This window comes from Hydrogenophaga sp., assembly GCF_965657535.1.
Taxonomy (GTDB): Bacteria; Pseudomonadota; Gammaproteobacteria; order Burkholderiales; family Burkholderiaceae_C; genus Hydrogenophaga.
This window is the reverse complement of sequence record NZ_CBFHOP010000005.1, coordinates 345,189-371,372: the sequence shown is the minus strand read 5'-3', so window position 1 is coordinate 371,372 and position 26,184 is coordinate 345,189. Positions and strand designations below refer to the sequence as shown.

General features: G+C 63.3%; 18 protein-coding genes. 14 read left to right on the top strand and 4 right to left on the bottom strand.

The features are described 5' to 3' along the window. The first annotated feature begins 11 nt into the window (after positions 1-11). Complete coding sequence (locus ACTG4K_RS11285; protein ID WP_439114303.1) at positions 12-1,175, top strand: cell division protein ZipA C-terminal FtsZ-binding domain-containing protein; 1,164 nt, start codon at positions 12-14, stop codon at positions 1,173-1,175. Between the two features lie 113 nt (positions 1,176-1,288). Further along, entirely contained in the window at positions 1,289-3,364 is a 2,076-nt protein-coding gene (ligA, locus tag ACTG4K_RS11280) for an NAD-dependent DNA ligase LigA (RefSeq protein WP_439114302.1), read from the top strand. A 290-nt stretch (positions 3,365-3,654) separates the two neighbouring features. On the opposite strand, the gene ACTG4K_RS11275 is transcribed toward ligA, so the two are convergent. After that, entirely contained in the window at positions 3,655-4,026 is a 372-nt protein-coding gene (locus ACTG4K_RS11275; protein ID WP_439114301.1) for a hypothetical protein, read from the bottom strand. Positions 4,027-4,116: 90 nt separating this feature from the next. Here ACTG4K_RS11275 and def point away from each other — a divergent pair, with 90 nt between their 5' ends. After that, complete coding sequence (def, locus tag ACTG4K_RS11270) at positions 4,117-4,656, top strand: peptide deformylase (RefSeq protein ID WP_439114300.1); 540 nt, start codon at positions 4,117-4,119, stop codon at positions 4,654-4,656. Between the two features lie 127 nt (positions 4,657-4,783). On the opposite strand, the gene ACTG4K_RS11265 is transcribed toward def, so the two are convergent. Continuing rightward, complete coding sequence (locus ACTG4K_RS11265) at positions 4,784-7,549, bottom strand: [protein-PII] uridylyltransferase (protein ID WP_439114299.1); 2,766 nt, start codon at positions 7,547-7,549, stop codon at positions 4,784-4,786. 28 nt (positions 7,550-7,577) lie between these two features. Beyond that, positions 7,578-8,405 carry a type I methionyl aminopeptidase gene (map, locus tag ACTG4K_RS11260; RefSeq protein ID WP_439114298.1) on the bottom strand — a complete coding sequence of 276 codons (828 nt, stop codon included), beginning with the start codon at positions 8,403-8,405 and terminating at the stop codon, positions 7,578-7,580. A 114-nt stretch (positions 8,406-8,519) separates the two neighbouring features. On the opposite strand from map, the gene purL reads away from it, so the two are divergent. The 11 genes from purL (at position 8,520) to ACTG4K_RS11205 (ending at position 24,164) form a co-directional block, all read left to right on the top strand. Further along, positions 8,520-12,653 carry a phosphoribosylformylglycinamidine synthase gene (purL, locus tag ACTG4K_RS11255; RefSeq protein ID WP_439114297.1) on the top strand — a complete coding sequence of 1,378 codons (4,134 nt, stop codon included), beginning with the start codon at positions 8,520-8,522 and terminating at the stop codon, positions 12,651-12,653. A 16-nt stretch (positions 12,654-12,669) separates the two neighbouring features. Continuing rightward, positions 12,670-13,491: a phytanoyl-CoA dioxygenase family protein gene (locus tag ACTG4K_RS11250; protein ID WP_439114387.1), complete on the top strand. Its 822-nt coding sequence runs from the start codon at positions 12,670-12,672 to the stop codon at positions 13,489-13,491. Positions 13,492-13,561: 70 nt separating this feature from the next. Beyond that, positions 13,562-14,536, top strand: a complete 975-nt coding sequence (locus ACTG4K_RS11245; protein ID WP_439114296.1) for a DUF808 domain-containing protein — start codon at positions 13,562-13,564, stop codon at positions 14,534-14,536. A 133-nt stretch (positions 14,537-14,669) separates the two neighbouring features. Then, positions 14,670-15,221 carry a hemerythrin domain-containing protein gene (locus tag ACTG4K_RS11240; protein WP_439114295.1) on the top strand — a complete coding sequence of 184 codons (552 nt, stop codon included), beginning with the start codon at positions 14,670-14,672 and terminating at the stop codon, positions 15,219-15,221. A 57-nt stretch (positions 15,222-15,278) separates the two neighbouring features. Then, on the top strand, positions 15,279-15,452 hold the full coding sequence (locus tag ACTG4K_RS11235) for a hypothetical protein (protein WP_439114294.1): 174 nt from the start codon (positions 15,279-15,281) through the stop codon (positions 15,450-15,452). Between the two features lie 131 nt (positions 15,453-15,583). Continuing rightward, on the top strand, positions 15,584-16,411 hold the full coding sequence (locus ACTG4K_RS11230) for an NYN domain-containing protein (protein WP_439114293.1): 828 nt from the start codon (positions 15,584-15,586) through the stop codon (positions 16,409-16,411). A gap of 49 nt (positions 16,412-16,460) precedes the next feature. Then, the gene (locus ACTG4K_RS11225; protein ID WP_439114292.1) at positions 16,461-18,023 is read left to right on the top strand and encodes a type I restriction-modification system subunit M; all 1,563 of its coding nucleotides are present in this window, start codon (positions 16,461-16,463) and stop codon (positions 18,021-18,023) included. After that, entirely contained in the window at positions 18,013-19,428 is a 1,416-nt protein-coding gene (locus ACTG4K_RS11220; RefSeq protein WP_439114291.1) for a restriction endonuclease subunit S, read from the top strand. Before ACTG4K_RS11225 ends, ACTG4K_RS11220 begins: the two co-directional genes overlap by 11 nt. Continuing rightward, positions 19,425-20,447 (top strand): DNA-binding protein, encoded by a 1,023-nt coding sequence (locus ACTG4K_RS11215; RefSeq protein WP_439114290.1) that lies wholly within the window; start codon positions 19,425-19,427, stop codon positions 20,445-20,447. The genes ACTG4K_RS11220 and ACTG4K_RS11215 overlap by 4 nt, the downstream gene beginning before the upstream one ends. Before the next feature lie 4 nt (positions 20,448-20,451). Further along, positions 20,452-20,919 (top strand): type II toxin-antitoxin system death-on-curing family toxin, encoded by a 468-nt coding sequence (locus tag ACTG4K_RS11210; RefSeq protein WP_439114289.1) that lies wholly within the window; start codon positions 20,452-20,454, stop codon positions 20,917-20,919. Further along, positions 20,916-24,164, top strand: coding sequence for a type I restriction endonuclease subunit R (locus ACTG4K_RS11205; RefSeq protein WP_439114288.1), 3,249 nt, complete (start codon positions 20,916-20,918; stop codon positions 24,162-24,164). The genes ACTG4K_RS11210 and ACTG4K_RS11205 overlap by 4 nt, the downstream gene beginning before the upstream one ends. Before the next feature lie 30 nt (positions 24,165-24,194). Here the strand turns inward: ACTG4K_RS11205 and ACTG4K_RS11200 are convergent, their stop codons facing one another. Further along, a complete protein-coding gene (locus tag ACTG4K_RS11200) occupies positions 24,195-26,174 on the bottom strand; it encodes a peptidase U32 family protein (RefSeq protein WP_439114287.1) in 1,980 nt (659 codons plus the stop codon). Positions 26,175-26,184: the final 10 nt, after the last annotated feature.

Below are 26,184 nucleotides of genomic sequence, written 5' to 3'. Positions count from 1 at the left end.
TCCCAAGCACCATGAGCACACTGCAAATCAGTCTTGCCATCATCGGCGGTCTCGTGCTGGCGGGCGTGGTCGCCTACAACGCCTGGATCACGCGCAAGAGCGCACCGCGCACGGCGAGCGAGCGCGTGCAAGACGGCCGTAGCGACGCCACTGGCTTTGACGACACCGCCCCCGTGGCCGACATTGTCGAGCCTCGCCCACGCGGCGATCACCGCATCGACCCGGTGCTGGGCGGCGAGTTTGAGAGCGGTAGCAACTGCAGCGATGCCAACGCGACGGTCGATGCCGAACGCCTGCAGCCGCCGCCCATGGTGCCGGTCACGCTCAACCACGTGGTCAACCCCCCTGAGAAAAAAGCCGGGCTTGACGCCCTGATTGACGTCATCACCCCGCTGTTGCTTGAAAGCGAAGTGTCTGGTGACGCCTTGCTCGCTGCGCTGCCCGGCACGCGCCGGGTCGGCAGCAAACCCTTTGCCGTGGAAGGGCTGAGCGAAGCCACGGGCGAGTGGGAAACCCCCCGCCTTGGCCAGCGCTACCGGGCCTTGCAGGCCGGTGTCCAGCTGGCCAACCGCTCGGGTGCACTCAACGACATTGAGTTTTCTGAATTTGTGGTGAAGGCCCAGGCCTTTGCCGACGCGGTGGGCGCCGCGCCCGACTTTCCCGATATGCGCGCCGAAGTGGCCCGCGCCCGCGAACTTGACGCGTTTGCAAGCGGCCACGACGCGCAGCTGGGCTTTACCCTGCGCGCACGCCGCGCCGCCTGGAGCCCCGGCTATGTGGCGCAGCACGCCGCCCGCCTGGGTTTTGTGCCTGGTGCCTTGCCCGGTCGCATGGTGCTGGCCGGTAGCCAGCAAGGCCAGGCGCCCGTCCTCAGCCTGGCGTTTGACCCCCAGGCCGCCATGGCCGACGACCCCGAACAAAGCGCCCTGCGCGACATCGCCCTGTCGCTGGAAGTGACCCACGTGCCGCGCAGTGAACAGCCGTTTGTGCGCATGCGCCAGGCTGCCGCCGCCTTGGCAGAAGCCATGGACGGCGTGATCACCGACGACGCTGGGCAACTGTTGTCCACCGACACCATGGACCGCATCGGCGCCGACCTGGAAAGCCTGTACGACGCGTTGGACAGCCGCGACCTGGCGGCGGGCTCGGCGCAGGCGCGCAGGCTGTTTAGTTAACCCCCCCGCGCCGCCTGCGGCGTCACCCGCAGGGGGGCAACGCTGGCGGCCCGGCTGAGCCGGTTCCGCGGCGTTCTGGGTCAGACCTCCTTCAGATTCGTAGCATCTTGTTTATGACGACCCCTGACCTGTTTTCATTGCAGCCCACGCCGACCGAGCGCGCGGCCGAGTTGCGCGATCAGCTCAACCGCCACGCCCACCTGTACTACACGCTGGATGCGCCTGAAGTTCCGGACGCTGAGTACGACCGCCTGTTCCGTGAACTGCAGGCGCTGGAGGCGGCCCACCCGGCGTTGTTGACGCCGGATTCACCGACGCAGCGGGTGGGTGGCCGGGTACTGGACGCTTTCACGCCGGTTCGTCACGCGGTGCCCATGCTGTCCATCAACACCGAGACCGACACCGAACCCACCGGCGCCCAAAACTTCGACACCCGCGTGCGCCGCGCGCTAGGGCTTGGCGAAGCAGATGCCTCGCTGGAATACGTGGCCGAGCTGAAGTTTGACGGCCTGGCCATGAGCCTGCGCTACGAAAACGGTGTGCTGGTGCAAGCCGCCACGCGCGGCGATGGCGAGGTGGGGGAAGACGTGACGGCCAACATTCGCACCATCGGGCAGATTCCGCTGCGTTTGCCGGCCGACGCACCGCCCGTGCTGGAGGTGCGGGGCGAGGTCTACATGCGGCGCGACGACTTTGATGCGCTCAACGACAAGCAGCGCGCCAAGATGGCAGCCGGTGCCAAAGGCGAAAAAACCTTTGTGAACCCGCGCAACGCCGCCGCCGGCGCGGTGCGCCAGCTGGACTCGGGCATTGCCGCCCAGCGCCCCCTGAGCTTTTTTGCCTACGGCCTGGGTGACATGACGCCACCCGAGCTAGGCGGCCCGGTGTTTGACACCCACTTTCAACTGCTCATGCAGCTCAAAGCCTGGGGTTTCCCAGTGGCCGAGCAGACCACGGTGGCGCACGGAGCGGACGAACTCATCGCCTTTCACCAGCGCATCGGCGCCAGCCGCGAGCAGCTGCCCTACGACATCGACGGCGTGGTCTACAAGGTCAATTCGCTCGCACTGCAGCGCCAGCTGGGCTTCGTCACCCGCGAGCCGCGCTGGGCCGTGGCCCACAAATACCCAGCGCAAGAGCAGCTCACCACCGTGCTCACTATTGACGTGCAGGTGGGCCGCACCGGCAAGCTCACGCCCGTGGCCAAGCTCGCGCCCGTGTTTGTGGGCAACGTGACCGTGACCAACGCCACCCTGCACAACGAAGACGAAGCACGCAGAAAAGACGTGCGTGTGGGCGACACCGTGATCGTGCGCCGCGCGGGCGATGTGATTCCTGAAGTGGTGGCCGTGTTGCCCGAGAAGCGCGTGGGCAACCCGCCCCCGTTCACCATGCCACACCAGTGCCCGGTGTGCGGCAGCGCCGCCGTGCGCGAGGACGGCGAGGCCGACTACCGCTGCACCGGCGGCCTGTTTTGCAGCGCCCAGCGCAAAGAAGCCATCTTGCATTTCGCCCATCGCCGCGCGGTGGAAGTGGAAGGCCTGGGCGACAAGCTGGTGGAGCAGCTGGTGGACGCCGGCGTGGTGAAAACCCTGCCCGACCTGTACCGCCTGGGCCTCATGGCCCTGGCCAACCTCGACCGCATGGCCGACAAGTCGGCCCTGAACATCCTGGCGGCGCTGGAAAAGTCCAAAACCACCACGCTGCCGCGTTTTTTGTTTGGCTTGGGCATTCGCCATGTGGGCGAAGCCACCGCCAAAGAACTGGCCCGCCACTTCGGCCAGCTCGACCGCATCATGGACGCCACCGAAGAAGAGCTGCTGGAAGTGAACGACGTGGGCCCGGTGGTGGCGCAAAGCATTCGCACCTTTTTTGACCAACCCCACAACCGCGAGGTGGTGGAGCAACTGCGCGCCTGTGGCCTGCACTGGGAAGAGGGCGCACCCGCTGAACGCGCCGCCCAGCCCCTGGCCGGCAAAACCTTCGTGCTCACCGGCACCTTCCCCAAGCTCAGCCGCGACCAGGCCAAAGACCTGCTGGAGGCCGCAGGGGCCAAAGTGGCTGGCTCAGTGAGCAAAAAAACCGACTACGTGGTGGCCGGTGCAGAAGCCGGCAGCAAGCTGGACAAAGCGCAGGCGCTGGGGGTGGCGGTGATTGACGAGGCGGGGATGATGGGGTTGCTTGCCTAAGTTTGCGGAAAAACTGCACCGGCTTGTGGATACGAATCGTTGCACTGAAAAATCAGCCCAAGCCATTTGTGATGATGGGTTGGTACTGAAACGTATCGGCTGATTGCCAGTTTCTGCAAAAGCTGCGGACCCTTGGCGCCCTGCTTGCACCGGCACCAGCGCGGCAAACTCAACACCGCTTCTGGTCGCCCTCTGTGGCCATTCCACGAGGCACGCCTCCAAGAACTCGCTAAAACGCGCTTCCGCATCTCGGTCAGTCCATGCGCCCACAGCCATCTCCAGATGGCTCGTTATTTGAACTTGTAATGGTCGCGGTTGAGTACCGCCGCCACGTCGTTCACTTCTTCGGGAAACAGGCCCAGATTCATGCTGGTGTTGCACATCTCAACCATGCCGCGCAACAGGCCGGCGGTATTGATCTTGCCCAGCGGCTTGTACATGGCGCTGCCGTCGCCGCCCACTTTGCTGACGTGGCAGGCCACGCACTTGTGTTCGGCGATGAGTTTTTCACCAAGTGCCAGGTTGGCGTCTTTGAAGATTTCGGCCCCTTGGGCGCTGGCCTGGGGGCTGAAAAAAACCAGCGATCCGCCCAGCAGCAAGGCGGTGGCGACCCAGCGCAGCCGGTTAGAAAGGGGGAACAGCGATCGAACGCGTGTTTGCATGGAAAATCCTCCGAAGCGGTTCAAAACTGCACTTTATAGCGGCCTGGCCCAACACCCCACGGGGTAATCCATAACCCCTCATGCACCTCCATGACCATTCACACCATCTTGAAAATGGGCGACCCGCGCTTGCTGCGCGTGGCCCAACCCGTGGCTAACTTCAACACGCCCGAGCTGCACCGCCTGGTAGCCGATTTGCTGGAAACCATGGCGGCCGCCAACGGCGCGGGTCTGGCGGCGCCGCAGATTGGGGTGGACCTGCAGGTGGTGATTTTTGGCACCGACGCACCCAACCCGCGCTACCCAGATGCACCCGTGGTGCCGCGCACGGTGTTGGTGAACCCGGTGATCACGCCGCTGGGCGACGAAGAGGAAGAGGGCTGGGAGGGCTGTTTGTCTGTGCCGGGCCTGCGTGGTGTGGTGCCGCGGTTCAGGCGCATTCGTTATCAGGGGTTTGATGCGCTGGGCCAGGCCATTGATCGCGAAGCCGAGGGCTTTCATGCCCGTGTGGTGCAGCACGAGTGCGACCACCTGTGGGGCAAGCTGTACCCCATGCGGGTGCGAGACTTCACCCGCTTTGGCTTTACCGAGGTGCTGTTTCCTGGGCTGGATGCGGGTGACGATGATTGACGGGAGCTGAAAAGGGGCTGTGGCTCCGGTTCCGAGGTGTTGGAAGACCCTCACCCCGGCCATCCCCCGCAAGCGGGAGAAGGCGTGCAGGCAAAACCGGGCCGAATGCCTGGCAAGCCGGAAGGGCTCAGCCTTCCAGCGTCTCCAGCAGCTCGGTTTCAATCTCGATTTGCCGTTTGTTCACCTGCAACTGCGATCCGCTGATGAGGAAGGTGTCTTCCACGCGCTCGCCCAGGGTGGTGATTTTGGCCAGTTGCACGCTGATGTCGTAGCGCGCCAGCACCCGTGAAATGCAATACAACAGGCCGGCGCGGTCGCTGGCCGACACACTGAGCAGCCAGCGTTGCGCTTTGTCGTCGGGTCGCAGGTCCACCCGGGGCGTGACGGGGAAGCTTTTGACCCGGCGCGACAGGCGGCCTTTGCTGGGGGCGGGCAGGGGGCCGCGTTCGTCAATGGTCTGCGCCAGGTTGTTTTCAACCATGGCGATGAGTTCGCGGTAGTGCTCTGACAGCGTGGGCGCCACGACCTGGAAGGTGTCGAGCGCGTGGCCGTTTTGGGTGGTGTGGATGCGCGCGTCCAGAATGCTGAAACCCGAGGTGTCGAAGTAACCGCAGATGCGGGCAAACAGGTCGTGTTGGTCGGGTGCATACACCAGCACCTGCAGGCCTTCGCCTTCGGGTGAGAGGCGGGCGCGCACGATGCAGTGTTCGCCCGGCACGGCGACCGACGTGTCTGCATCGCCTGCACTTGCTGGCGGCGCGGGTCGTTTGGCAGCGGCGCGGGCATTTTGCGTGGCCAGTTGGGCGCTGGTTTGCGCGGCGCTTAGAGCCAGCTGTTTGGTCAGCACCCGGGTGTGCCAGGCAATTTCGTCGGCCTGGTGGCGCATGAAGTAGCTCACGTCCAGCGTGTCCCATAGCGCTTTGTGCGCCAGGTGGGGCAGGGCGTGCAGCGCCAGCAGAGACAGGGCTTCGCGTTTGCGGGCTTCCACCACCGCGCCGGGGTCGGGCGCGCGCCCGCCGAGTGCGCGCAGTGTGTAGCGGTACAGGTCTTCCAGCAGCTTGCCTTTCCAGGCGTTCCACACCTTGGGGCTGGTGCCGCGTATGTCGGCCACGGTGAGCAGGTACAGCGCGGTCAGGTAGCGTTCGTTGCCCACGCGTTGGGCAAAGGCGTTGATCACGTCTGGGTCGCTCAGGTCTTCCTTTTGCGCCATGCGGCTCATGGTCAGGTGCTCAGACACCAAAAACTCGATGAGCTGGCTGTCTTCGCGGGCCATGCGGTGCTGGCGGCAGAAGGTGCGCACGTCTTTGGCGCCCAGGTCGGAGTGGTCGCCGCCACGGCCTTTGGCTATGTCGTGAAACAGCGCGGCAACGTAGAAGATCCACGGCTTGTCCCAGCCGGCGGCCAGCTGCGAGCAAAACGGGTATTCGTGTGAGTGCTCGGCAATGAAGAAGCGGCGCACGTTGCGCAGCACCATCAAGATGTGCTGGTCCACGGTGTAGACATGGAACAGGTCGTGCTGCATCTGCCCGACGATGTTGCGGAACACCCAGAGGTAGCGCCCGAGCACCGAAGTCTGGTTCATCAGCCGCATGGCGTGGGTGATGCCTTCGGGCTCTTGCAAGATGCGCAAGAAGGTGGCGCGGTTGACCGGGTCGGCGCGGAACTGAGCGTTCATCAGCGGCCGCGCGTTGTACAGCGCGCGCAGAGTGCGGGCCGACAAGCCCTTGATGCCCACCGTGGTCTGGTAGATCAAAAAGGTTTCCAGGATGGCATGGGGTTGCTGCACATACAGGTTGTCGTGCGCCACCTCCAGCATGCCACCTTTGTCAAAAAAGCGTTCGTTCAGCGGGCGGCGGCGGTCCACGCCGGCGTCGTCGCTGCTCAGGCGCTCTTCAATGTTGAGCAGCAAGATCTGGTTGAGCTGGGTGACCGCTTTGGCTGCCCAGTAATAGCGCTTCATCAGCGCTTCGCTGGCGCGGCGCATCCCTCGGGCTGCGGGTGGCGTGTGCGTGCCTGGCCCGCTGGGTGTGATCACGGCGGGTACTTGCGCCTTGAAGCCAAACGACTCGGCCACGGCGGTTTGCAGGTCAAAGACGAGACGGTCTTCGCGGCGGTTGGCCAGCAGGTGCAGGCGGGCGCGAATCAGGCTGAGCAGGGCTTCGTTGGCCTTGATTTGCCGGGCCTCCAGCGGTGTGGCCAGCCCTTTGCGGGCCAGTTCGTCCCAGCTGCGGCCCAGGCCGGCTGCTTTGGCCACCCACAAGATGATTTGCAGGTCGCGCAAGCCGCCGGGCGACTCTTTGCAGTTGGGTTCCAGCGAATACGGCGTGTTTTCAAACTTGTTGTGGCGCTGGCGCATTTCCAGTGTTTTGGCCACAAAAAAGGCTTTGGGGTCCATGGCTTCGTTCAGCTGGCCCACCAGGGCATTGAACTGCGCCTTGCTGCCGCAAATGAGGCGGCATTCGAGCAGCGAGGTTTGCACCGTCACGTCTTTGGCTGCTTCTTCCAAGCAGTCGGCGCCGGTGCGCACGCTGGAGCCAATTTCTAGGCCCACGTCCCAGCAAGACCCAATGAAGCCTTCCAGCCGGGCTTTCAGGGTTTCGTCTTGCTCGGGCTGGCTGCCGTCGGGCAGCAGCACCAGCACGTCCACGTCGGAAAATGGAAACAGCTCGCCGCGCCCGTAGCCTCCCACGGCCATCAAGGTGTAGCCGGGGCCAAAGCCAGCTTGGCTCCAGAGCGCGCGCAGGGTCTGGTCGGTCAAGCGCGTGAGGCGCTGCAGCGCGCTGCGCACGCCGCGCGACGACGAGCCCTGCACACCGAGGCGTTCTAGCAGGGCCGATTTTTCACTGCGGTAATGGAGGCGCAGCGCCCCAACGTCGCCTTTGGGGTCGCTCATGGCGTTCTCCTGGTGGCCGGGTAGCCGGTCAGACGGTGGCTGGGGTCTGCGTCACAAAGGCCGGTACCGGCGGGCTGCCCGCCGACAGCGTGAGCACCTCGTAGCCCGTGGGCGTGACCAAAATGGTGTGTTCCCACTGGGCAGAAAGCGAGCGGTCTTTGGTCACGATGGTCCAGCCGTCGCCCATTTCCTTGATGTCGCGCTTGCCCGCGTTGATCATGGGCTCGATGGTGAAGGTCATGCCGGGCTTGAGCTCTTCCAGCGTCCCGGGGCGCCCGTAGTGCAGCACCTGCGGGTCTTCGTGAAATTTTTGCCCAATGCCGTGGCCGCAAAACTCGCGCACCACGGTGTAGCCGTTGCTTTCGGCAAAGGTTTGAATGGCGTGGCCAATGTCGCCCAGGCGCACGCCCGGTTTGACCATGGCAATGCCTTTCCACATGGCTTCAAAGGTGACGTGGCACAGCCGCTTGGCCTGGATACTGCAGGCAGCTTCGCCACCAACGAGGAACATGCGACTGTTGTCGCCGTACCAGCCCTCGGGCGTGATCACGGTGACGTCAATGTTCAGGATGTCGCCTTTTTTCAGCGGCTTTTCATTGGGAATGCCGTGGCACACCACCTGGTTGATGGACGTGCACAGGTGACCAGGGTAGGGCGGGTAGCCGCTGGGCTGGTAGCCAATGGTGGCCGAACGGGTGCCCTGCTGCTTCATGTATTCTGCCGCCAGCCGGTCGATTTCCAGCGTGGTCATGCCGGGCTGGATCAGCGGTGTCAGGTAGTCCAGCACTTCGGAGGCCAGTCGGCCCGCCACGCGCATGCCTGCTATGCCGGCTTCGTCTTTGTAGGTGATGCTCATGGGGCTGGATTATCCCACCGCAGATGGCGCCCCTCAGGCAGAACAGGCGGGTAGCCCGGGTAAAATCGCGGGTTTCCACCCACTCTCTGGGTTCACGCACCCCAGGCTCCCACCGTGTCCCTGCACCTGCGCTTTTTTGATGGCGGCAACGCCATCAGCGACTTCAAAGTCCAGCAAATTTTGCCCCGCCTCATGGCGGTTTCCGACAAGATCAACGGGCTCACGGCGCGCTTTGTGCACCTGGCGTCGTTTGACGCCGAGCCCGACGCCGCCACGGTGGAGCGCCTGGGCCAGCTGCTGGCCTACGGCGAGCCTTGTACCGAGGCACACCAGAAGCTGGTCGACACCGGCGTCCCGGCCCTGGTGGTGATGCCACGCATGGGCACCGTGTCGCCTTGGGCGTCCAAAGCCACCGACATCGCGCACAACTGCGGCCTGGCGCTGCACCGGGTGGAGCGGTTGGTTGAATTCCGTCTGCATCTCAAAAGCGGCCTGTTGGGCAAAGCCAGCCTCAGCGCCGAACAGCTGCAGGCCGTGGCCGACAACCTGCACGACCGCATGACCGAAAACGTGTCGCTCGACCGGAGCCAGGCCAACGCCCTGTTTACCGAGCTGCACGCCGCGCCCATGGCGCATGTGGATGTGCTGGCGGGTGGCCGCTCGGCCTTGCTGGAAGCCAACACCACCTGGGGCCTGGCCCTGGCCGAAGACGAGATCGACTACCTGGTCAACGCCTTCACCGGCCTGCAGCGCAACCCGACCGACGTCGAGCTGATGATGTTCGCGCAGGCCAACAGCGAGCATTGCCGCCACAAGATTTTCAACGCCCAGTTCACCATTGACGGCGTGGCGCAGGACAAGAGCCTCTTTGGCATGATCCGCCACACGCACCAACTGGCGCCACAACACACCGTGGTGGCCTATTCGGACAACGCCTCCATCATGGAAGGCAACCCGGTGGAGCGCTTCGTGGCCCGCGCGGGCGGCAATGCAGCGCCAGCCTACGCCGCCGAGGCTGCCACGCACCACATTTTGATGAAGGTGGAAACCCACAACCACCCCACCGCCATTTCGCCGTTTCCCGGCGCGTCCACCGGCGCGGGCGGCGAGATTCGCGACGAGGGGGCCACCGGCCGGGGCTCCAAGCCCAAGGCCGGCCTCACCGGTTTCACTGTGTCCAAACTCTGGGGTGGCCTCTCCGACCAGCCGGGCGGCAAGCCCGAACACATCGCCAGCCCACTGCAGATCATGACCGAGGGGCCGCTGGGCGGCGCCGCGTTCAACAACGAGTTTGGCCGGCCCAACCTGCTGGGCTATTTCCGCGAATACGAGCAGGCCGTGGACGGCGTGCAGCGCGGCTACCACAAGCCCATCATGATTGCCGGCGGCCTGGGTGTGATCGACGCCGGGCAGACCCACAAGATCGAATTCCCTGCGGGCTCGCTGCTGATTCAGCTGGGTGGCCCCGGCATGAAGATCGGTATGGGTGGCAGTGCCGCCAGTTCCATGGCCAGCGGCACCAACGCCGCCTCGCTCGACTTTGACAGCGTGCAACGCGGCAACCCCGAGATTGAGCGCCGGGCGCAAGAGGTCATCAACCACTGCTGGCAGCAGGGCGACAAGAACCCCATTCTGGCCATTCACGACGTGGGCGCAGGCGGCTTGTCCAACGCCTTTCCCGAACTGACCAACGACGCCGGCCGCGGCGCCCGCTTCGACTTGCGAGCCGTACCGCTGGAAGAAAGCGGTCTGGCGCCCAAGGAAATTTGGTGCAACGAAAGCCAGGAACGCTACGTGCTGGCCATCGCGCCCGAGTCGCTGGCGCAGTTCCAGGCGTTTTGCGAGCGCGAACGCTGCCCGTTTGCGGTGGTGGGCGTGGCCACCGAAGAGCGCCATCTGGTGGTGGGCGATGTGGATTTGCCCCTTCCTGTGACGCATGGGGAACCGGACACCAGCGGCGTGCGCAGCGCAGGGCCGTCCCAAGCAAGCACAGCCCCCCTGGGGGGCAGCGACGTACACGAAGTGACGAGCGTGGGGGCACCAGTCAACATGCCCATGAACGTGCTTCTGGGCAAGCCGCCCAAAATGCACCGCGATGTGAAAACGGTGCAGCGCGCTGAAAAACCCATGGACCTGACCGGCGTGGATCTGCAAAAGGCCGTGATCGACGTGCTGAGCCACCCCACGGTGGCGTCCAAGCGTTTCCTGATCACCATTGGCGACCGCACCGTGGGTGGCCTGAGCCACCGCGACCAGATGGTGGGCCCGTGGCAGGTGCCGGTGGCCGACTGCGCCGTGACGCTCGCCGACTTCTCTGGCTTTGCCGGCGAAGCCATGGCCATGGGCGAGCGCACGCCGCTGGCTTCGCTCGACGCCGCTGCTTCGGGCCGCATGGCGGTGGCCGAAGCCATCACCAACCTGCTGGCCGCGCCCATTGAGCTGCCCCGCGTGAAGTTGTCCGCCAACTGGATGGCCGCCTGTGGCGAACCCGGCGAAGACGCCGCGCTGTTTGACACCGTGAAAGCCGTGGGCATGGAGCTGTGCCCGGCGCTGGGTATCTCCATCCCGGTGGGCAAAGACAGCCTGTCCATGCGCACCCAGTGGCAAGACGGCGCCGACAAGCAGAAGGTGACTTCGCCCGTCAGCCTGATCGTGACCGCTTTTGCCACGCTGGCCGATGTGCGCGGAACGCTCACCCCGCAGCTCGACCGCACCACGGAAGACACCACCCTGGTGCTGATTGACCTGGGCAAGGGCCAGCACCGCATGGGCGGCAGCATGTTGGCACAGGTGCTGGGCCAGCCTGGCGGCGCCGTGCCCGATCTGGACGACCCGCAAGACCTCGTGCGGCTGGTCAACGCCGTGAACGCGCTGCGCGCCGAGGGCAAGCTGCTGGCCTACCACGACCGCAGCGACGGTGGCCTGCTGGCCGCCGCCGCTGAAATGGCCTTTGCCGGCCATGTGGGCGTGGCGCTGAATGTGGACATGCTCGTGACCGAGGGCGACGGCATTGCCGACAGCCGCATGGACAGCGGCGATGCCAAGAATTGGGCGACGCAGGTCAGCGCCCGCCGCCAGGAACTCACGCTCAAGGCCTTGTTCAGCGAAGAGTTGGGTGTGCTGTTGCAAGTGCGCACCGCCGAGCGCAACGCCGTCATGCAAACCCTGCGCGAACACGGCTTGAGCAAGCACAGCCACTTTGTGGGCAAAACGCGCCCCGAGTCGTCCGGCATGGACGTGGGCAAAGGTCAGCTGCAGGTCTGGCGCGACACCAAGGCCGTGTTCAGCGCCAGCCTGTTTGACCTGCACCAGGTGTGGGACAGCGTGAGCTGGCGCATCAACCAGCAGCGCGACAACCCCGCCTGTGCCGACAGCGAGCACGCGGCCGCCGGCCTGCCAGCCGACCCAGGCATGCATGTGTCGCTCAGCTTCGACCCGCTGGACAACGTGGCCGCGCCGTTCCTGAACCTGGCGCGCCCCAAGGTCGCCATCTTGCGCGAGCAGGGCGTGAACTCGCATGTGGAGATGGCCTACGCCTTCACGCAGGCGGGCTTCGAAGCCTATGACGTGCACATGACCGACCTGCAGACCGGCCGCGCGAAGCTGGAAGATTTCCAGGGTGTGGTCGCCTGCGGTGGCTTCAGCTACGGCGACACGCTGGGTGCCGGCATTGGCTGGGCGCGCTCCATCACCTTCAACCCCTTGCTGTCCGAGCAATTCCAGGGTTTCTTTGCCCGCAAAGACACCTTTGGCCTGGGCGTGTGCAACGGCTGCCAGATGTTTGCCGAGCTGGCCGACATCATCCCCGGCACCGACGCCTGGCCGCGCTTTACCACCAACCAGAGCGAGCGCTTTGAAGCCCGCCTGTCGATGGTCGAGGTGCTCGAATCGCCCAGCCTGTTCCTGCAAGGCATGGCCGGCAGCCGTTTGCCGATTGCTGTGGCGCACGGCGAAGGCTTTGCCAACTTCAAGCACCGCGGCAACCCCGCGCAAGCCATTGCAGCCATGCGCTTCGTGGACAACGCGGGTGGTGCCACCGAGCAGTACCCGTTCAACCCCAACGGCAGCCCCGGTGGCCTCACCGCCGTGACCACCGCAGACGGCCGCTTCACGGCCATGATGCCGCACCCGGAGCGGGTGTTCCGCAACATCCAGATGAGCTGGGTTGATGTTGACAAAGCCGGTGGCCAGAGCGCAAACAGCCCCTGGATGCGCATCTGGCGCAACGCGCGCAAGTGGGTTGCCTGACAGGCGGGCCATGTTCATGCCCCGCCAGCACCCGTTGTCTAGCGACACCGTCGCGGCCTATGCCCTTGACGGTGCGGTGGTGCTGCGCGGTGTGCTCAGCGCTGGCGAACTGGGCACCCTGGAGCGGGGGATTGAGCACAACCTGACCCATCTGAGCCCGCTGGCGCTCGTGGCCAGCGAGCCAGACGACCCAGGCCGCTTTGTCGAAGACTTTTGTACCTGGCAAAACAACCCCGCTTACAGCGAAATTCTGCGGTCATCGGCACTGCCCCATATTGCCGCGCAGCTCATGCAAAGCGAGACCGCGCGGGTGTACCACGACCACCTGCTCGTCAAGGAGCCGGGCACCCGCCAGCCCACACCTTGGCACCAGGACCAACCGTATTACAACGTGGCAGGTCGGCAAAATGTGAGCTTCTGGATACCGGTGGATCCCGTGCCGCTGGCCAGCACGCTGCGCTTTGTGGCTGGTTCCCACAGCGGGACCTGGTACATGCCCCGCACCTTCCGCGACAGCCAGGCCAAATGGTTTCCCGAGGGCGCACTGGCTGAGTTGCCTGCCATCGAAGCCGAACCCGACCGGTACGCACAACGGGCCTGGGCCTTGGAACCGGGCGATTGCGTCGCTTTTCACATGCTCAGTCTGCACGCCAGCAGCGGCGTGGGGCCTGGGGCCCGCCGAAGGGTGTTTTCCGCCCGCTACCTGGGCGACGATGCCGCGCACGCGCTGCGTCCCTGGCGCACCTCACCGCCATTTCCGGGCCTCGAACAGCGTCTGCCCGACGGCGCACCCATGGACGATCCCTTGTTTCCGCTTGTGTGGCCGGCCGGTGCCTGAACGCAGGTTGCGCGGGCGCCTTGCGGTGCAGGCTGCCACTGTCTGTTGAATCTCTTTTTAGAAAGCCGCCATGGCCACCAGTCTTTTGATGCTGCTCGACGACATCGCCACCGTGCTGGACGATGTGGCTGTCATGACCAAAGTGGCCGCCCGCCAGGGCATGGCCGCAGCCGACGACGTGGCCGCGATGACGCAGCTGGCGGCCAAGAAAACCGCCGGTGTGCTGGGGGACGACCTGGCACTCAATGCGCAGCAGGTCACTGGCGTGAAGGCCGACCGGGAATTGCCCGTGGTCTGGGCCGTGGCCAAGGGCTCGCTCTTGAACAAAGCCATTCTGGTACCGGCAGCGCTGGCCATCAGCGCCATTGCGCCCTGGGCCATCACACCCTTGCTCATGCTGGGCGGCTTGTTTCTGTGCTTTGAAGGGGCAGAAAAACTGCTGCATGCCTTTTTGCACAAGAAGCCGGAAGACGACGCGCGCCACGTCGAGCTGGTGAAAGCCGTTGCCGACGAAAGCGTGGACCTGGTGGCGTTTGAAAAAGAAAAAATCAAAGGCGCGGTGCGCACCGACTTCATCTTGTCGGCTGAAATCATCGTCATCACGCTGGGCACCGTGGCCGCCGCGACGTTTGCCAAACAGTTGTCGGTGCTGGTGGGTATTTCCATCGTCATGACCGTGGGCGTTTATGGCCTGGTGGCCGGCATCGTGAAACTGGATGACGCCGGCCTGCACCTGAGTCGCCAGAATGCCACCTGGAAACAATCGCTGGGCCAAGGCATTCTCACGGCTGCGCCCTGGCTGATGAAAGCCCTGTCGGTGGTGGGTACCGCCGCCATGTTTTTGGTGGGCGGTGGCATCTTGTTGCACGGCGTGCCTGCCTTGGGCCACGCGGTAGACGCTTTTGCCGGCGGCCTGGGCTGGCTGGGCGCTGTTGTGCCCAGCTTGGCCGGCGCCGTCGCGGGGTTGCTGGCCGGCGGCGCTGTGGTGTTGCTGTTGACCGGCTGGCAGCGCCTGCGCGGGCGCAGCGCTGCGGTCGCGCATTGATGGACAAAGCAGGCAGGCTTGACCTGCATCAAGGCCAACGCGCTGGCAATCTCTAGACTGGCATCCATCAATCGTGAGTGTGCTGATGGTTCTTCGGACACTCTGGTTGAACACCCACAACAGGAGCCAGACCATGTCCGCCACCCCCACTGCCGCTGCAACGGTTGCTGCAGATGCCCCGCTGACCAACTTCACCAACTGCCACAGCGGCATCATCAAGCGCCTGAACGCGCTGGACGAATTGCCCGCCTTGCTGGCGCCCGCTGCCCGGGCGCGGCAAATCGCAGAACAGTCGCTCGAATTTTTTCGCGAAGCGATTTTTGAACACCACCTTGAGGAGGAGCGCGAGCTGTTCCCCGCCGTCATTGCCAGCGCCACCCCGGGCGAAGAGCTGCTGAAAGTGAAGGCCATGACCACCCGGCTCACGCAAGAGCACCGCATGGTGGAAGCGCTGTGGAAGACGCTGGAAAGCGGCTTGAAACGCGTGGCCAAAGGCCAGAGTACCGACCTGGATGTGTCAGAAGTCCAGCGCTTGGTGAGCGAGTACACCGCCCACGCGGCCTACGAGGAGGCCGAGTTTTTGCCGTTGTCCGAAAAAATCTTGAGCCGCAACAGCAACCACATGGCCGCACTCGGCCTGAGCCTGCACATGCGGCATGTGAAGCCGGTCAACGCCTACATCTGAACGGCTGAGCCGTCTCACTCGCCTACCCACACGCTCGCCGCTCTGGGCAGTGGTGCCATGCCCACACGCACCGCAGAGCTCAGCGGCAAGCACCAATGGCCCCGCAGCATTGCCGGCAACAGCCCCGGCCAAACCCCCGGGCTGGACGACCACCGCCGCCGCGTGCGCCCGGAAGCCAAGCACGCTCTGAGCATCTGGCCGTCGCTGGTGGCGGCGCGGGAAGCGTTGTAAAACGGCAAAACGCTGCTGCCTCCCTGGTGTGGCGGGTGTGGGCAAACCCCACCACGCAGCAGAGCCGGGCAGGGCAGGGCAGGGCAGGGCACGCTACCCCGTATGATCCTCTTCAGAAACGGGGAGCCAAAATGAACCACAGCGCAGAAGCGGAAAAGCGCGTCGCCGTCTTGGTGGACTGCGACAACACAACACCCGAAATACCCGAATACGCGCTGCGCGTCGTGGCCCAGTTTGGGCGGGTGGTTTTGAGGCGTGGCTATGGCAACCACACCACCTTGGCCAACAAATGGCCGGAGGCTCTGGTCAGGCAAGCCTTCACGCCCTGCTTGCAATACCAATACGCGTCAGGCAAAAACACCGCCGATATCGCGCTGGCGCTCGATGCCATTGAGGCCCTTCTTGACAACCGCGCCGATACCTTTTGCCTCGTCACCAGCGATTCCGACTTCGCCTACCTCTGCCGCAAGCTGCGAGAGCGGGGCGCCACGGTGCACATCGTGGGTGAGGCGAAAACGCCGGACGCCTTGCGCAACGCGAGCGACCAGTTCTTTGAATGGCAGAAGCCTCAACCAGCGGCGGCGCTGGCGCCCGAGCCAGCCGTCGAGCTGGCGGGAGCGACCAGGCAGGCCACGCCCAAGCCAGAGCCGTCCAACAAAGCGGAACCCGCCAAGCCTGCGCCCAAGCGCCGGCCCAAGTTCGTCATTGAAGCGGTGGACTTGCTGGCCGGTGATACGCCCGAAGGCAAAGTCGGCCTGGGGCCATTGGACGCCTACCTCAAGCGCACCGACCCCGCCTTTTCGCCGCAAACCTACGGCCACTCTGGCTTGCTCGACATGATCAAGACCTACGATCTGCTGCTGGCCAAGCAAGAAAGCGGCGGCCATTGGTCGGTGAGGATCGTCCCCAAGCCTGACGAAGCAGCAGGGCAAAATGCCCCCGGGGCTGCCGACCACTGAAGCACAAAAGCCACAACAAGAAGCCCAACAAGACAACCAACAAAAACGCATGCTCGACGACATTAAGAAAACACTCTGGGCCACCGCAGACAAGCTGCGCGCCAACATGGACGCCGCGGAATACAAGCACCTGGTGCTCGGCCTCATCTTCCTCAAATACGTCTCTGACACCTTCACCGCCCGCCGCGTCGAAGTCGAGGCCCGGCTCAAAGACCCGGCCGACGATTTCTTTTTTGCCGATGCCACGCCCGAAGACCTGACCACCGAGCTGGAAGACCGCGATTACTACAAGAGCGCCAACGTCTTCTGGGTGCCAGAGGGTTCGCGCTGGGAAACTATCCGCTCCATGGCCAAGAGCCCGGAGATTGGCAAGTTCATCGACAACGCCCTGACCCTCATCGAGGCCGAGAACCCCAAGCTCAAGGGCATTCTGGATAAGCGCTACGCCCGCGCCCAGTTGCCCGACGGCAAGCTCGGCGAGCTGGTTGATTTGGTCTCCACCATCGGCTTTGGCGACAACCCCTCAGTGGCCCGCGACATTCTGGGCCAGGTGTACGAATACTTCCTGGGCCAATTCGCCAGCGCCGAAGGCAAGCGCGGCGGGCAGTTCTACACCCCGGCCAGCATCGTCAAAACCCTGGTGGCCGTGCTCGCTCCGCACCAGGGCAAGGTGTACGACCCGTGCTGTGGCTCGGGCGGCATGTTCGTCCAGTCTGAGAAGTTCATCGAAGCCCATGGCGGCAAGCTGGGCGACGTGTCCATCTACGGCCAAGAAGCCAACCCCACCACCTGGCGCCTGGCCGCCATGAACCTGGCCATCCGCGGCATCGACTTCAACCTCGGCCGCGAACCCGCCGACACCTTCACCCGCAACCAGCACCCCGACCTGCGAGCCGACTTCATCCTGGCCAACCCGCCCTTCAACATTTCAGACTGGTGGCACGGCAGCCTGGAAGGCGACCCGCGCTGGGTACACGGCGACCCGCCCCAGGGCAACGCCAACTACGCCTGGCTGCAGCACATGCTGCACCACCTCAAAGACAGCGGTCGCGCCGGTATCGTGCTGGCCAACGGCTCCATGAGCTCCAGCCAGAACAACGAAGGCGTCATCCGCGCCGCCATGGTCGAAGCCGACGTGGTGGAAGTGATGATTGCCCTGCCAGGCCAGCTCTTCTTCAACACCCAGATACCGGCCTGCCTGTGGTTCCTGGCCAAGCAGAAGCGGCGCAAAGGCGAGGTGCTGTTCATCGACGCCCGCAAGCTGGCCAAGATGATTTCGCGCGTGCAGTGTGAGCTGGACGACGAAGCCATTCAGCGCATTGCCGAAACCGTGGCTGCATGGCGCGGTGAGGTGGAAGCCGGCGCAACCATCACCGACTACCAGGACCAACCGGGTTTTTGCCGCAGCGTGCCCCTGGCCGAAATCGCCCAACACGGCCATGTGCTCACCCCCGGCCGCTACGTGGGCGCCGAAGAAGTGGAGGACGACGACGAAGCCTTTGACGAAAAGATGCGCAAGCTGACCGAAAAACTGGGCGAGCAGATGGCCAAAGGCGCGGAACTGGACTCGCTGATTCGGCAGAAGCTGGGGGGGCTGGGGTATGAGTTCTGAGCGCTCTTTGGAGTCCAGAACAGGTGGTCGTGCTGCGACTACTGGTGTTATTCCTGGCGAGTTCGCTATTTCAGTAGGTAATCCTGGGTCGCCACTTCCTGTTGGTTGGAATTGGACGCTGTTGACTGATGTGGCAAGGTTGGAAACTGGGCATACACCAAGTAGAAAGCAACCAGAGTATTGGGATGGGGATGTTCCATGGATAGGCATCAGGGATGCAACAGGCAACCATGGTCAGACCATCTATGAGACTGCTCAATACACAAACGAGCTGGGCATTAGAAATTCTTCAGCCCGGATATTGCCCGCACACACCGTTTGCTTGTCGCGCACAGCATCCGTCGGTTATGTTGTAGTCATGGGCGTTCCCATGGCGACGAGCCAGGACTTCGTGAACTGGGTATGCGGTCTCGATTTGGACTACAGGTATCTGAAATACATCCTATTGGGGGAGCAGAACAGTTTCTTACGTTTTGCCTCAGGGACCACTCATCAGACGATTTACTTTCCTGAAGTCAAAGCCTTTCACGCCGCGCTACCACCGGTTGAGGTGCAAAGCGGAATAGCTGATGTGTTGGGAGCACTAGACGACCGCATCACCCTCCTGCGCGAAACCAACGCCACCCTCGAAGCCATCGCCCAGGCGCTGTTCAAGTCGTGGTTCGTTGATTTCGACCCCGTGCGCGCCAAGATGGAAGGCCGCGCCCCCGAAGGCATGGACGAGGCCACAGCGGCGCTGTTTCCGGATGCGTTTGAAGAAACGGAGTTGGGGTTGGTGCCGAGTGGGTGGCGGGTCATGCAAGTTGGCGATGCGGTCGATGCAGTTGGTGGGGCAACGCCGGACACGAAGTCTCCGGCTTTCTGGGAGCCCGCGACTCACTGCTGGACAACCCCCAAAGACCTTTCCGGCATACCTGCTCCCGTGCTGCTGGACACCGAGAGAAAGCTGAGTGACTCGGGGCTAGCAAAGATTGGTTCTGGCTTGCTACCGGTGGGTACCTTGCTGCTTTCGTCGAGAGCGCCTATTGGTTACTTGGCTCTGGCCCAAGTGCCTTTGGCCATCAATCAAGGGTATATCGCCATGCCGCCGGGTGGCGTGTTGCCTCCGCTGTACATGCTGTTTTGGTGCCGCGAAAATATGGAGGGTATCAAAGGCCGCGCCAACGGCTCGACGTTCATGGAGATCAGCAAGAAGGCGTTTCGACCAATTCCCGCTTTGGTGCCCCCTCCCGAAGTTGTGCAGGTTTTTGCTGAGGCCGGTGGTGCTTTGTTTGAGCGATTGATTGAAAACGAAAAGCAAGCCAAAACTCTCATCACCCTCCGAGATACCCTGCTACCCCGCCTCATCTCCGGCCAGCTTCGCCTGCCCGAAGCCCAAAACCAACTGGTGGCAGCTCTCGCATGACCAATGACCTTACCACCTCGGCGGTGGCTCGCAGCAATGTCCTCAACAACCGCTACGCTCTGAGCAAGCTGGAAGAGCATTTGGCGCTGGGCGGCTTGCGCATCGAGGGAGAAGTCGTTTTCTTCAAGGTGCACGTGGCCGAGTTGTTGGACATCGACGAGCGCACCATTGACCGTTACCTGGCCAGCCATGAGTCAGAACTCAAACAGAACGGTTACCGTGTCCTCAAGGGAAAGTCTTTAAAAAACATGAAGTTAGCTCGAGTCGACGACATCAATGTCGTCGACTTGATCGGTGCCAAGGTCCCTGCTCTGGGGGCGTTCTCGTTTCGGGCTGTTCTCAACCTAGCCATGTTGGTGACGGAGAGTGAGCGGGCCAAGGCCATCCGAAGCCGTATGCTGGACATCGTGCTGGATGTGGTGGCTGAGCGCACGGGCGGCCACACCCGCTTCATCAATCAGCGTGACCAGGATTACCTGCCCTCGGCCTTCATGGAGGACAGCTACCGAAAGCAGTTCACCAACGCCCTGCGTGACCACGTCGACATGGGCAACCACAAGTACGCGGTGTTCACGGACAGGATCTACCAGGCGGTTTTTTGCGAAAACGCCCGTGAGTACAAGCAGGTACTGCGCCTGGCCGATGGCGACAGCACGCGCGACACCATGTATGCCGAGGTACTGAATACCCTGGCTGCCTTTGAGAGTGGCCTGGCCGCCAGCATTCAGCAGCGGGCGCAGCAATTGGGGCGCAAGCTCAAGTCAGCAGAGGTCGATGCGTTGCTGGCCGAGGCCGCCGCCAGCCCTTATTTGAAACCGTCAATCGAAAATGCCCGCACCCGCATGGCCAGCCGTGATCTGGGCTTTCGCGAGGCGCTTCACCAGAAACTGGAGGCCTACGTTCAAGCCGTACCGGAAGCGGACTTCGAGCGCTTTCTGGGTGAGCGCAGCCAGGCACTCGAAGACCGACTGTCAGACCCCAAGCTGCTGGCGGTGCTCAAACGGCTGAAAGACCGTTGACGCCATGGCAGACCTGACGCTGTATTTCGATGCGCAGCATGCGGTGGATGTGCACGACTGGATCATTGAACACTCTGGCGGGCTGCCGGGGTTGAAGGACCTGGGGCAGCTGGAAAGTGTTCTGCAGCACATTCAGAACGATGACTACTACCCGACCTTCGATGCCAAGCTGACGCATTTGATTTTTGCCGTCAACAAGTTCCATGCGTTCAACGATGGCAACAAGCGATCCAGCCTGACATTGGGGGCCTATTTTTTGACCCTGAATGGCTATGACTACTGTGTGCAGCAGTACATGCTGCAGATGGAGAACATTGTGGTGGCCGTGGCTGAGGGTTCCATCAACAAGGACTTGCTGCACCGGGTTGTCGTGTCCCTGATCGAGGACGATGACTTTTCGGACGGACTCAAGCTGGACCTGCTTCAAGCCATGGGACGCGGCAATTTTCCGGATGATCCGGGCGGTGAATGAACAACAACATGACCGAAGACCAACTCGAACAGGAAGCGCTGGGCTGGCTGGCCGAGTTGGGCTATGCGGTGCACTTCGGCCCCGACATCGCCCACGACGGCGCCAACCTGCAGCGCGCGAACTACCGCCAGGTGCTGCTGCCGTTTCGCTTGCGCGAGGCCATCCAGCGGCTGAACCCCGATGTGCCCACGGCGGCCCGCGAAGACGCGCTGCAGCGCGTGCAAGACCTGGGCATTCCGGCGCTGCTGTCGGCCAACCGGGCGTTTCACAAGCTGCTGGTGACTGGGGTGCCGGTGCAGTACCAGCGCGATGGCGAGACGGCGGGCGACTTTGTGCGCCTGGTGGATTGGTCTAACTCGGCGCGCAACGAGTTCTGGGCGGTCAACCAGTTCACCATCCAGGGGCCTCAGCACAAGCGCCGGCCCGACATCATCCTGTTCGTCAACGGCCTGCCGCTGGTGCTGATTGAACTGAAGAACCCCGCCGACGAAAACGCCGACATCTGGAAAGCCTACGACCAGATTCAGACTTACAAAGAGCAGATTCCGGACGTTTTCCAGACCAACGAGCTGCTGGTGATTTCCGATGGGACGGACGCTCGGATGGGCAGCCTGTCAGCCAATGCCGAACGCTTCATGCAGTGGCGCACCATCGATGGCGTGAACCTGGACCCGCTGGGCGAGTTCAACGAACTGCAGACGCTGGTGCGCGGCGTGCTGGACCCGAAGGTGCTGCTGGACTACCTGCGCTACTTCGTGCTGTTCGAGGACGACGGCAACCTGGTCAAAAAAGTGGCGGGGTACCACCAGTACCACGCGGTGCGCTCGGCCATCGAGCATGTGGTGGCCGCTTCGCGCACAGACAGTGCGGCGAATGTGCGCGGCAAAGGCGGGGTGGTATGGCACACCCAGGGCAGCGGCAAGAGCATCACCATGACCTGCTTTGCCGCCCGTGTGATGCAAGAGCCGGCGATGGCGAACCCGACCATAGTCGTCATCACCGACCGCAACGACCTGGACGGCCAGCTGTTCGGCGTGTTCAGCCTGGCGCAAGACCTGCTGCGCGAACAGCCGGTGCAGGCCAGCACCCGGCAGGAACTGCGCCAGTTGCTGGGCAACCGGCCCTCGGGCGGCATCGTGTTCGCCACCATCCAGAAGTTCATGCCCGGGGAAGATGAAGACATGTTCCCGGTGCTGTCCGCCCGGCACAACATTGTGGTGATTGCGGACGAAGCCCACCGCACGCAGTACGGCTTTGAGGCCAAGCTCAAGACCCGAAAGGTCTCGGGCGCAGCTTCAGGCTCGGCCAGTTTCGGGGCGCTGACCAGCAGCGATGGTGAATACGTGGCGCCCGCAGGCACGGCCGACCTGGCCCTTCCCGAATACAAGACCAGTTACCAGGTGGGCTATGCCCAGCACCTGCGCGATGCATTGCCCAACGCCACCTTTGTGGCCTTCACCGGCACACCGGTCAGCAGCACCGACCGCGACACCCGGGCTGTGTTCGGCGACTACATCCATGTGTATGACATGCAGCAGGCCAAGGAAGATGGCGCCACCGTGGCCATCTACTACGAAAGCCGCCTGGCCAAGTTGAAGCTGAAGGAGGCCGACCTCTCGCTGATTGACGACGAGGTGGACGAACTGGCCGAAGACGAGGAAGAGGGCACTCAGGCCCAGCTCAAAAGCCGCTGGGCGGCGCTGGAAAAGGTGGTGGGTGCCGAGCCGCGCGTGGCCAGCGTGGCGGCCGACCTGGTGGCGCACTTTGAAGAACGCAACAAAGCCCAGGACGGCAAGGCCATGGTCGTGACCATGAGCCGTGACATCTGCGTGCACCTCTACAACGAAATCGTCAAACTGCGGCCCGATTGGCACAGCGACGACCCGGAGCAGGGCGCCATCAAAATCATCATGACCGGCAGCGCCAGCGACAAGGCACTGCTGAGGCCGCACATCTACAGCGGCCAGGTTAAGAAACGGCTGGAAAAGCGCTTCAAAGACCCGGCCGACCCGCTGCGTCTGGTCATCGTGCGCGACATGTGGCTCACCGGCTTTGACGCGCCCTGCGTGCACACCATGTACGTAGACAAGCCCATGAAGGGCCACAACCTGATGCAGGCCATCGCCCGCGTCAACCGGGTGTTCAAAGACAAGCAGGGTGGTCTGGTGGTGGACTACATCGGCATCGGCAACGAGCTGAAAGCCGCCATGAAGGAATACACCGCCAGCAAAGGCAGGGGGAAGCCCACCGTGGACGCGCACGAGGCGCTGTCTGTGCTGCTGGAAAAGCGTGACGTGCTGCACGCCATGCTGCATGGCTTTGACTGGAGCGACTTCAAAACCGGCGGCCACAAGACACTGGCCGGGGCGGCCAACCACGTGCTCGGGCTGAAGTCTGAGACCAAGGACAAAACCGGCAAAGGCCAGCGGGACGGCAAGAAGCGTTTCGCCGACACCGCGCTGGCCATGAGCAAGGCCTTCAGCCTGTGTTGCACGCTGGACGAGGCCAAGGCTGTGCGTGACGAGGTGGCCTTTTTGCAGGCGGTCAAGGTCATCCTGACCAAGCGCGACATCAGCAGCCAGAAACGCACCGACGAACAGCGCGACCTGGCCATCCGCCAAATCATCAACCAGGCGGTGGTGAGCGAAGCGGTGGTCGACATCTTCGACGCCGTGGGCCTGGAGAAGCCCAACATTGGCCTGCTGGACGACGAGTTCCTGGCCCAGGTGAAAAACCTGCCCGAAAAGAACCTGGCCGTGGAGCTGCTGGAGCGCTTGCTGGAGGGAGAAATCAAGAGCAAGTTCGCCACGAACGTGGTGCAACAGCGCAAGTTCAGCGAGCTGCTCAGCAGCGTCATTACCCGGTACCAAAACCGCAGCATCGAGACGGCGCAGGTGATGGAAGAACTGGTCGAGATGGCCAAGAAGTTCCGCGAAGCGGCAGGCAGAGGAGACCAGTTGGGCCTGTCCGATGACGAGGTGCGTTTCTACGACGCACTGGCTAGCAACGAGTCCGCGGTCATTGAGCTGCCGGACGAGACGCTCAAAAAGATTGCCCACGAACTCACCGAAAACCTGCGCAAGAACATCACTGTGGACTGGGCCCAGCGCGAGAGCGTGCGCGCTACCCTGCGGCTGATGGTCAAACGCATTCTGCGCAAGTACAAATACCCGCCCGATTTGCAGGAGGCTGCTGTGGAGCTGGTGCTGCAGCAGGCGGAGGTGTTGGGCAGTTCTTGGGGTTGAGCCCATCTATTGATGCTTTGCGCCCCGCCATCAAGCCCCGGCCACCGGGCGTGTCCGGTAAAACTTCAGCGGGCTGCTTTGCCCGGCTTTCAATACCGACGGCTTCATCTTGCCGACCACGTGCATTTCGCAGGGTTTGCAGTCAAAGCGCAGGGTGAGTTTTTCGTCGCCGTGCACCAACGACATGGGCTCGGCGCGCACCGTGCCTTGCACACCGGTGACGCCTTTGGCCTGTTTGGGGCACAGGCTGAGCGAGAAGCGCACGCAGTGCTTGGTGATCATCAGGCTCACTTCGCCCGCTTCTTCGTGGCTCTCGTAGGCGGCGGCGATCACCTTTACCCCGTGTTTGGCGTAAAAGTCGCGCGCCTTCTGGTTGAACACATTGGCCAGGTAGGTCAGGGTGTCTTCGGGGTAGGGTACTGGCGGTTGCACCGCCTGGGCGCGCGGCAGGCGATGCCAGGCGGCGGCGCGGGCGGCTTCCAGCTTTTCAATGGCTTCGCGGCGCAGCGGGTTGAGCTGGGATGCGGGCACGAACCAGGGTTGTGAGAGGTTCAGCGACACGTCGAGGGGCTCAAAAATCGTGTCGCCCAGCCGGGCCAGGGCTTCGCGCAGTTTTCTCTGCGCCTGGGTCGCGTCTTTGGCGGGTTCCAGGGCGCAGGGCAGGGTGGCGGTGGCGCTGTGGCCGTCTTCGTCGGTGGCGGTCAGGCTCAGGCCTTGTGGCGTTTCGCTCAGGTTGAGCCAGGCGCCGATGCGCCGCTCGGCCGATTTTTTCTCCAGGTTGCGCACCCAGTCCATGTCGCGGTTGCGGTTGACCACGGTGTTCTTGCGCAGGTCCTTCAGGGTGTCGATGGCGTCTTTGGGGTAGACGCGCCAGCGGTTTGGCGCGGGCAGGCGTTCGGCGCGGTTGATCTGCAGGCCGGTCAATTCTTTCTGCAGGTCCAGGTAGCACAGGCCGTCGCCGTTGTGGATGACGGTGGCCGGGTCGTCGGTTTCCAGTTCAACGAAGTTGGTGCCGACCTGGGTGACGTAGCCAATGGGGCGGCCGGGGTTCTTGGGGGTGTCAAAAGCGCCGATGTCTTCTTTGCGGCCCTGCACAAAGTAGTCGGTGAACTCGCGGTTGAAGTTCTGGTCCGGGTCGGGTGTGAAGCCGAAGGTGCAGCGGCCGCTGGATGAGCGGGCCAGTGGGTTTGCCGAAGATTGGCGGTCTTCCAGGATCTCGTCGAGCAGCACGCGGTAGTGGGCGGTGATGTTTTTCACGTAGCCCATGTCCTTGTAGCGGCCTTCAATCTTGAAACTGCGGGCGCCCGCGTCAACCAGGGCGCGCAGGTTGTCGCTCTGGTTGTTGTCTTTCATCGAAAGCACATGTTTTTCGTGCGCCACGATGCGGCCTTGGCTGTCTTTAACCTCATAGGGCAAGCGGCAGGCTTGCGAGCAGTCGCCCCGGTTGGCGCTGCGCCCGGTGTGGGCGTGGCTGATGAAGCACTGGCCGCTGTAGGCCACGCACAGGGCGCCGTGCACAAAAAATTCAAGCGTGCAGCGCTCGGGATCGGTGGCGGCGCGAATGGCGGCGATTTGCTGCAGCGTGAGTTCGCGGGCGAGCACTATCTGGCTCAGGCCAGCGTCTTGCAGAAAGCGGGCTTTTTCGGGCGTGCGGATGTCGGTTTGTGTGCTGGCGTGCAGCTGTATGGGGGGCAAGTCAATTTCCAGCAGGCCCATGTCTTGAATGATGAGCGCGTCCGCGCCGGCATCAAACAGCTGCCAGGCCAGCTTGCGCGCGGGCTCCAGTTCGTCGTCACGCAAAATGGTGTTCATCGTCACAAAAATGCGGCTGCCAAAGCGGTGCGCGTACTTCGCCAGGCGAGCAATCTCCTTCACCGAGTTGTCGGCACTGGTGCGGGCACCAAACGATGGCCCGCCGATGTACACGGCGTCGGCCCCGTGGTTGACGGCCTCAATGCCAATGTCGGCGTCGCGGGCGGGGGAGATCAGTTCCAGGTGGTGGGGCAGCATGGGCGGTGTC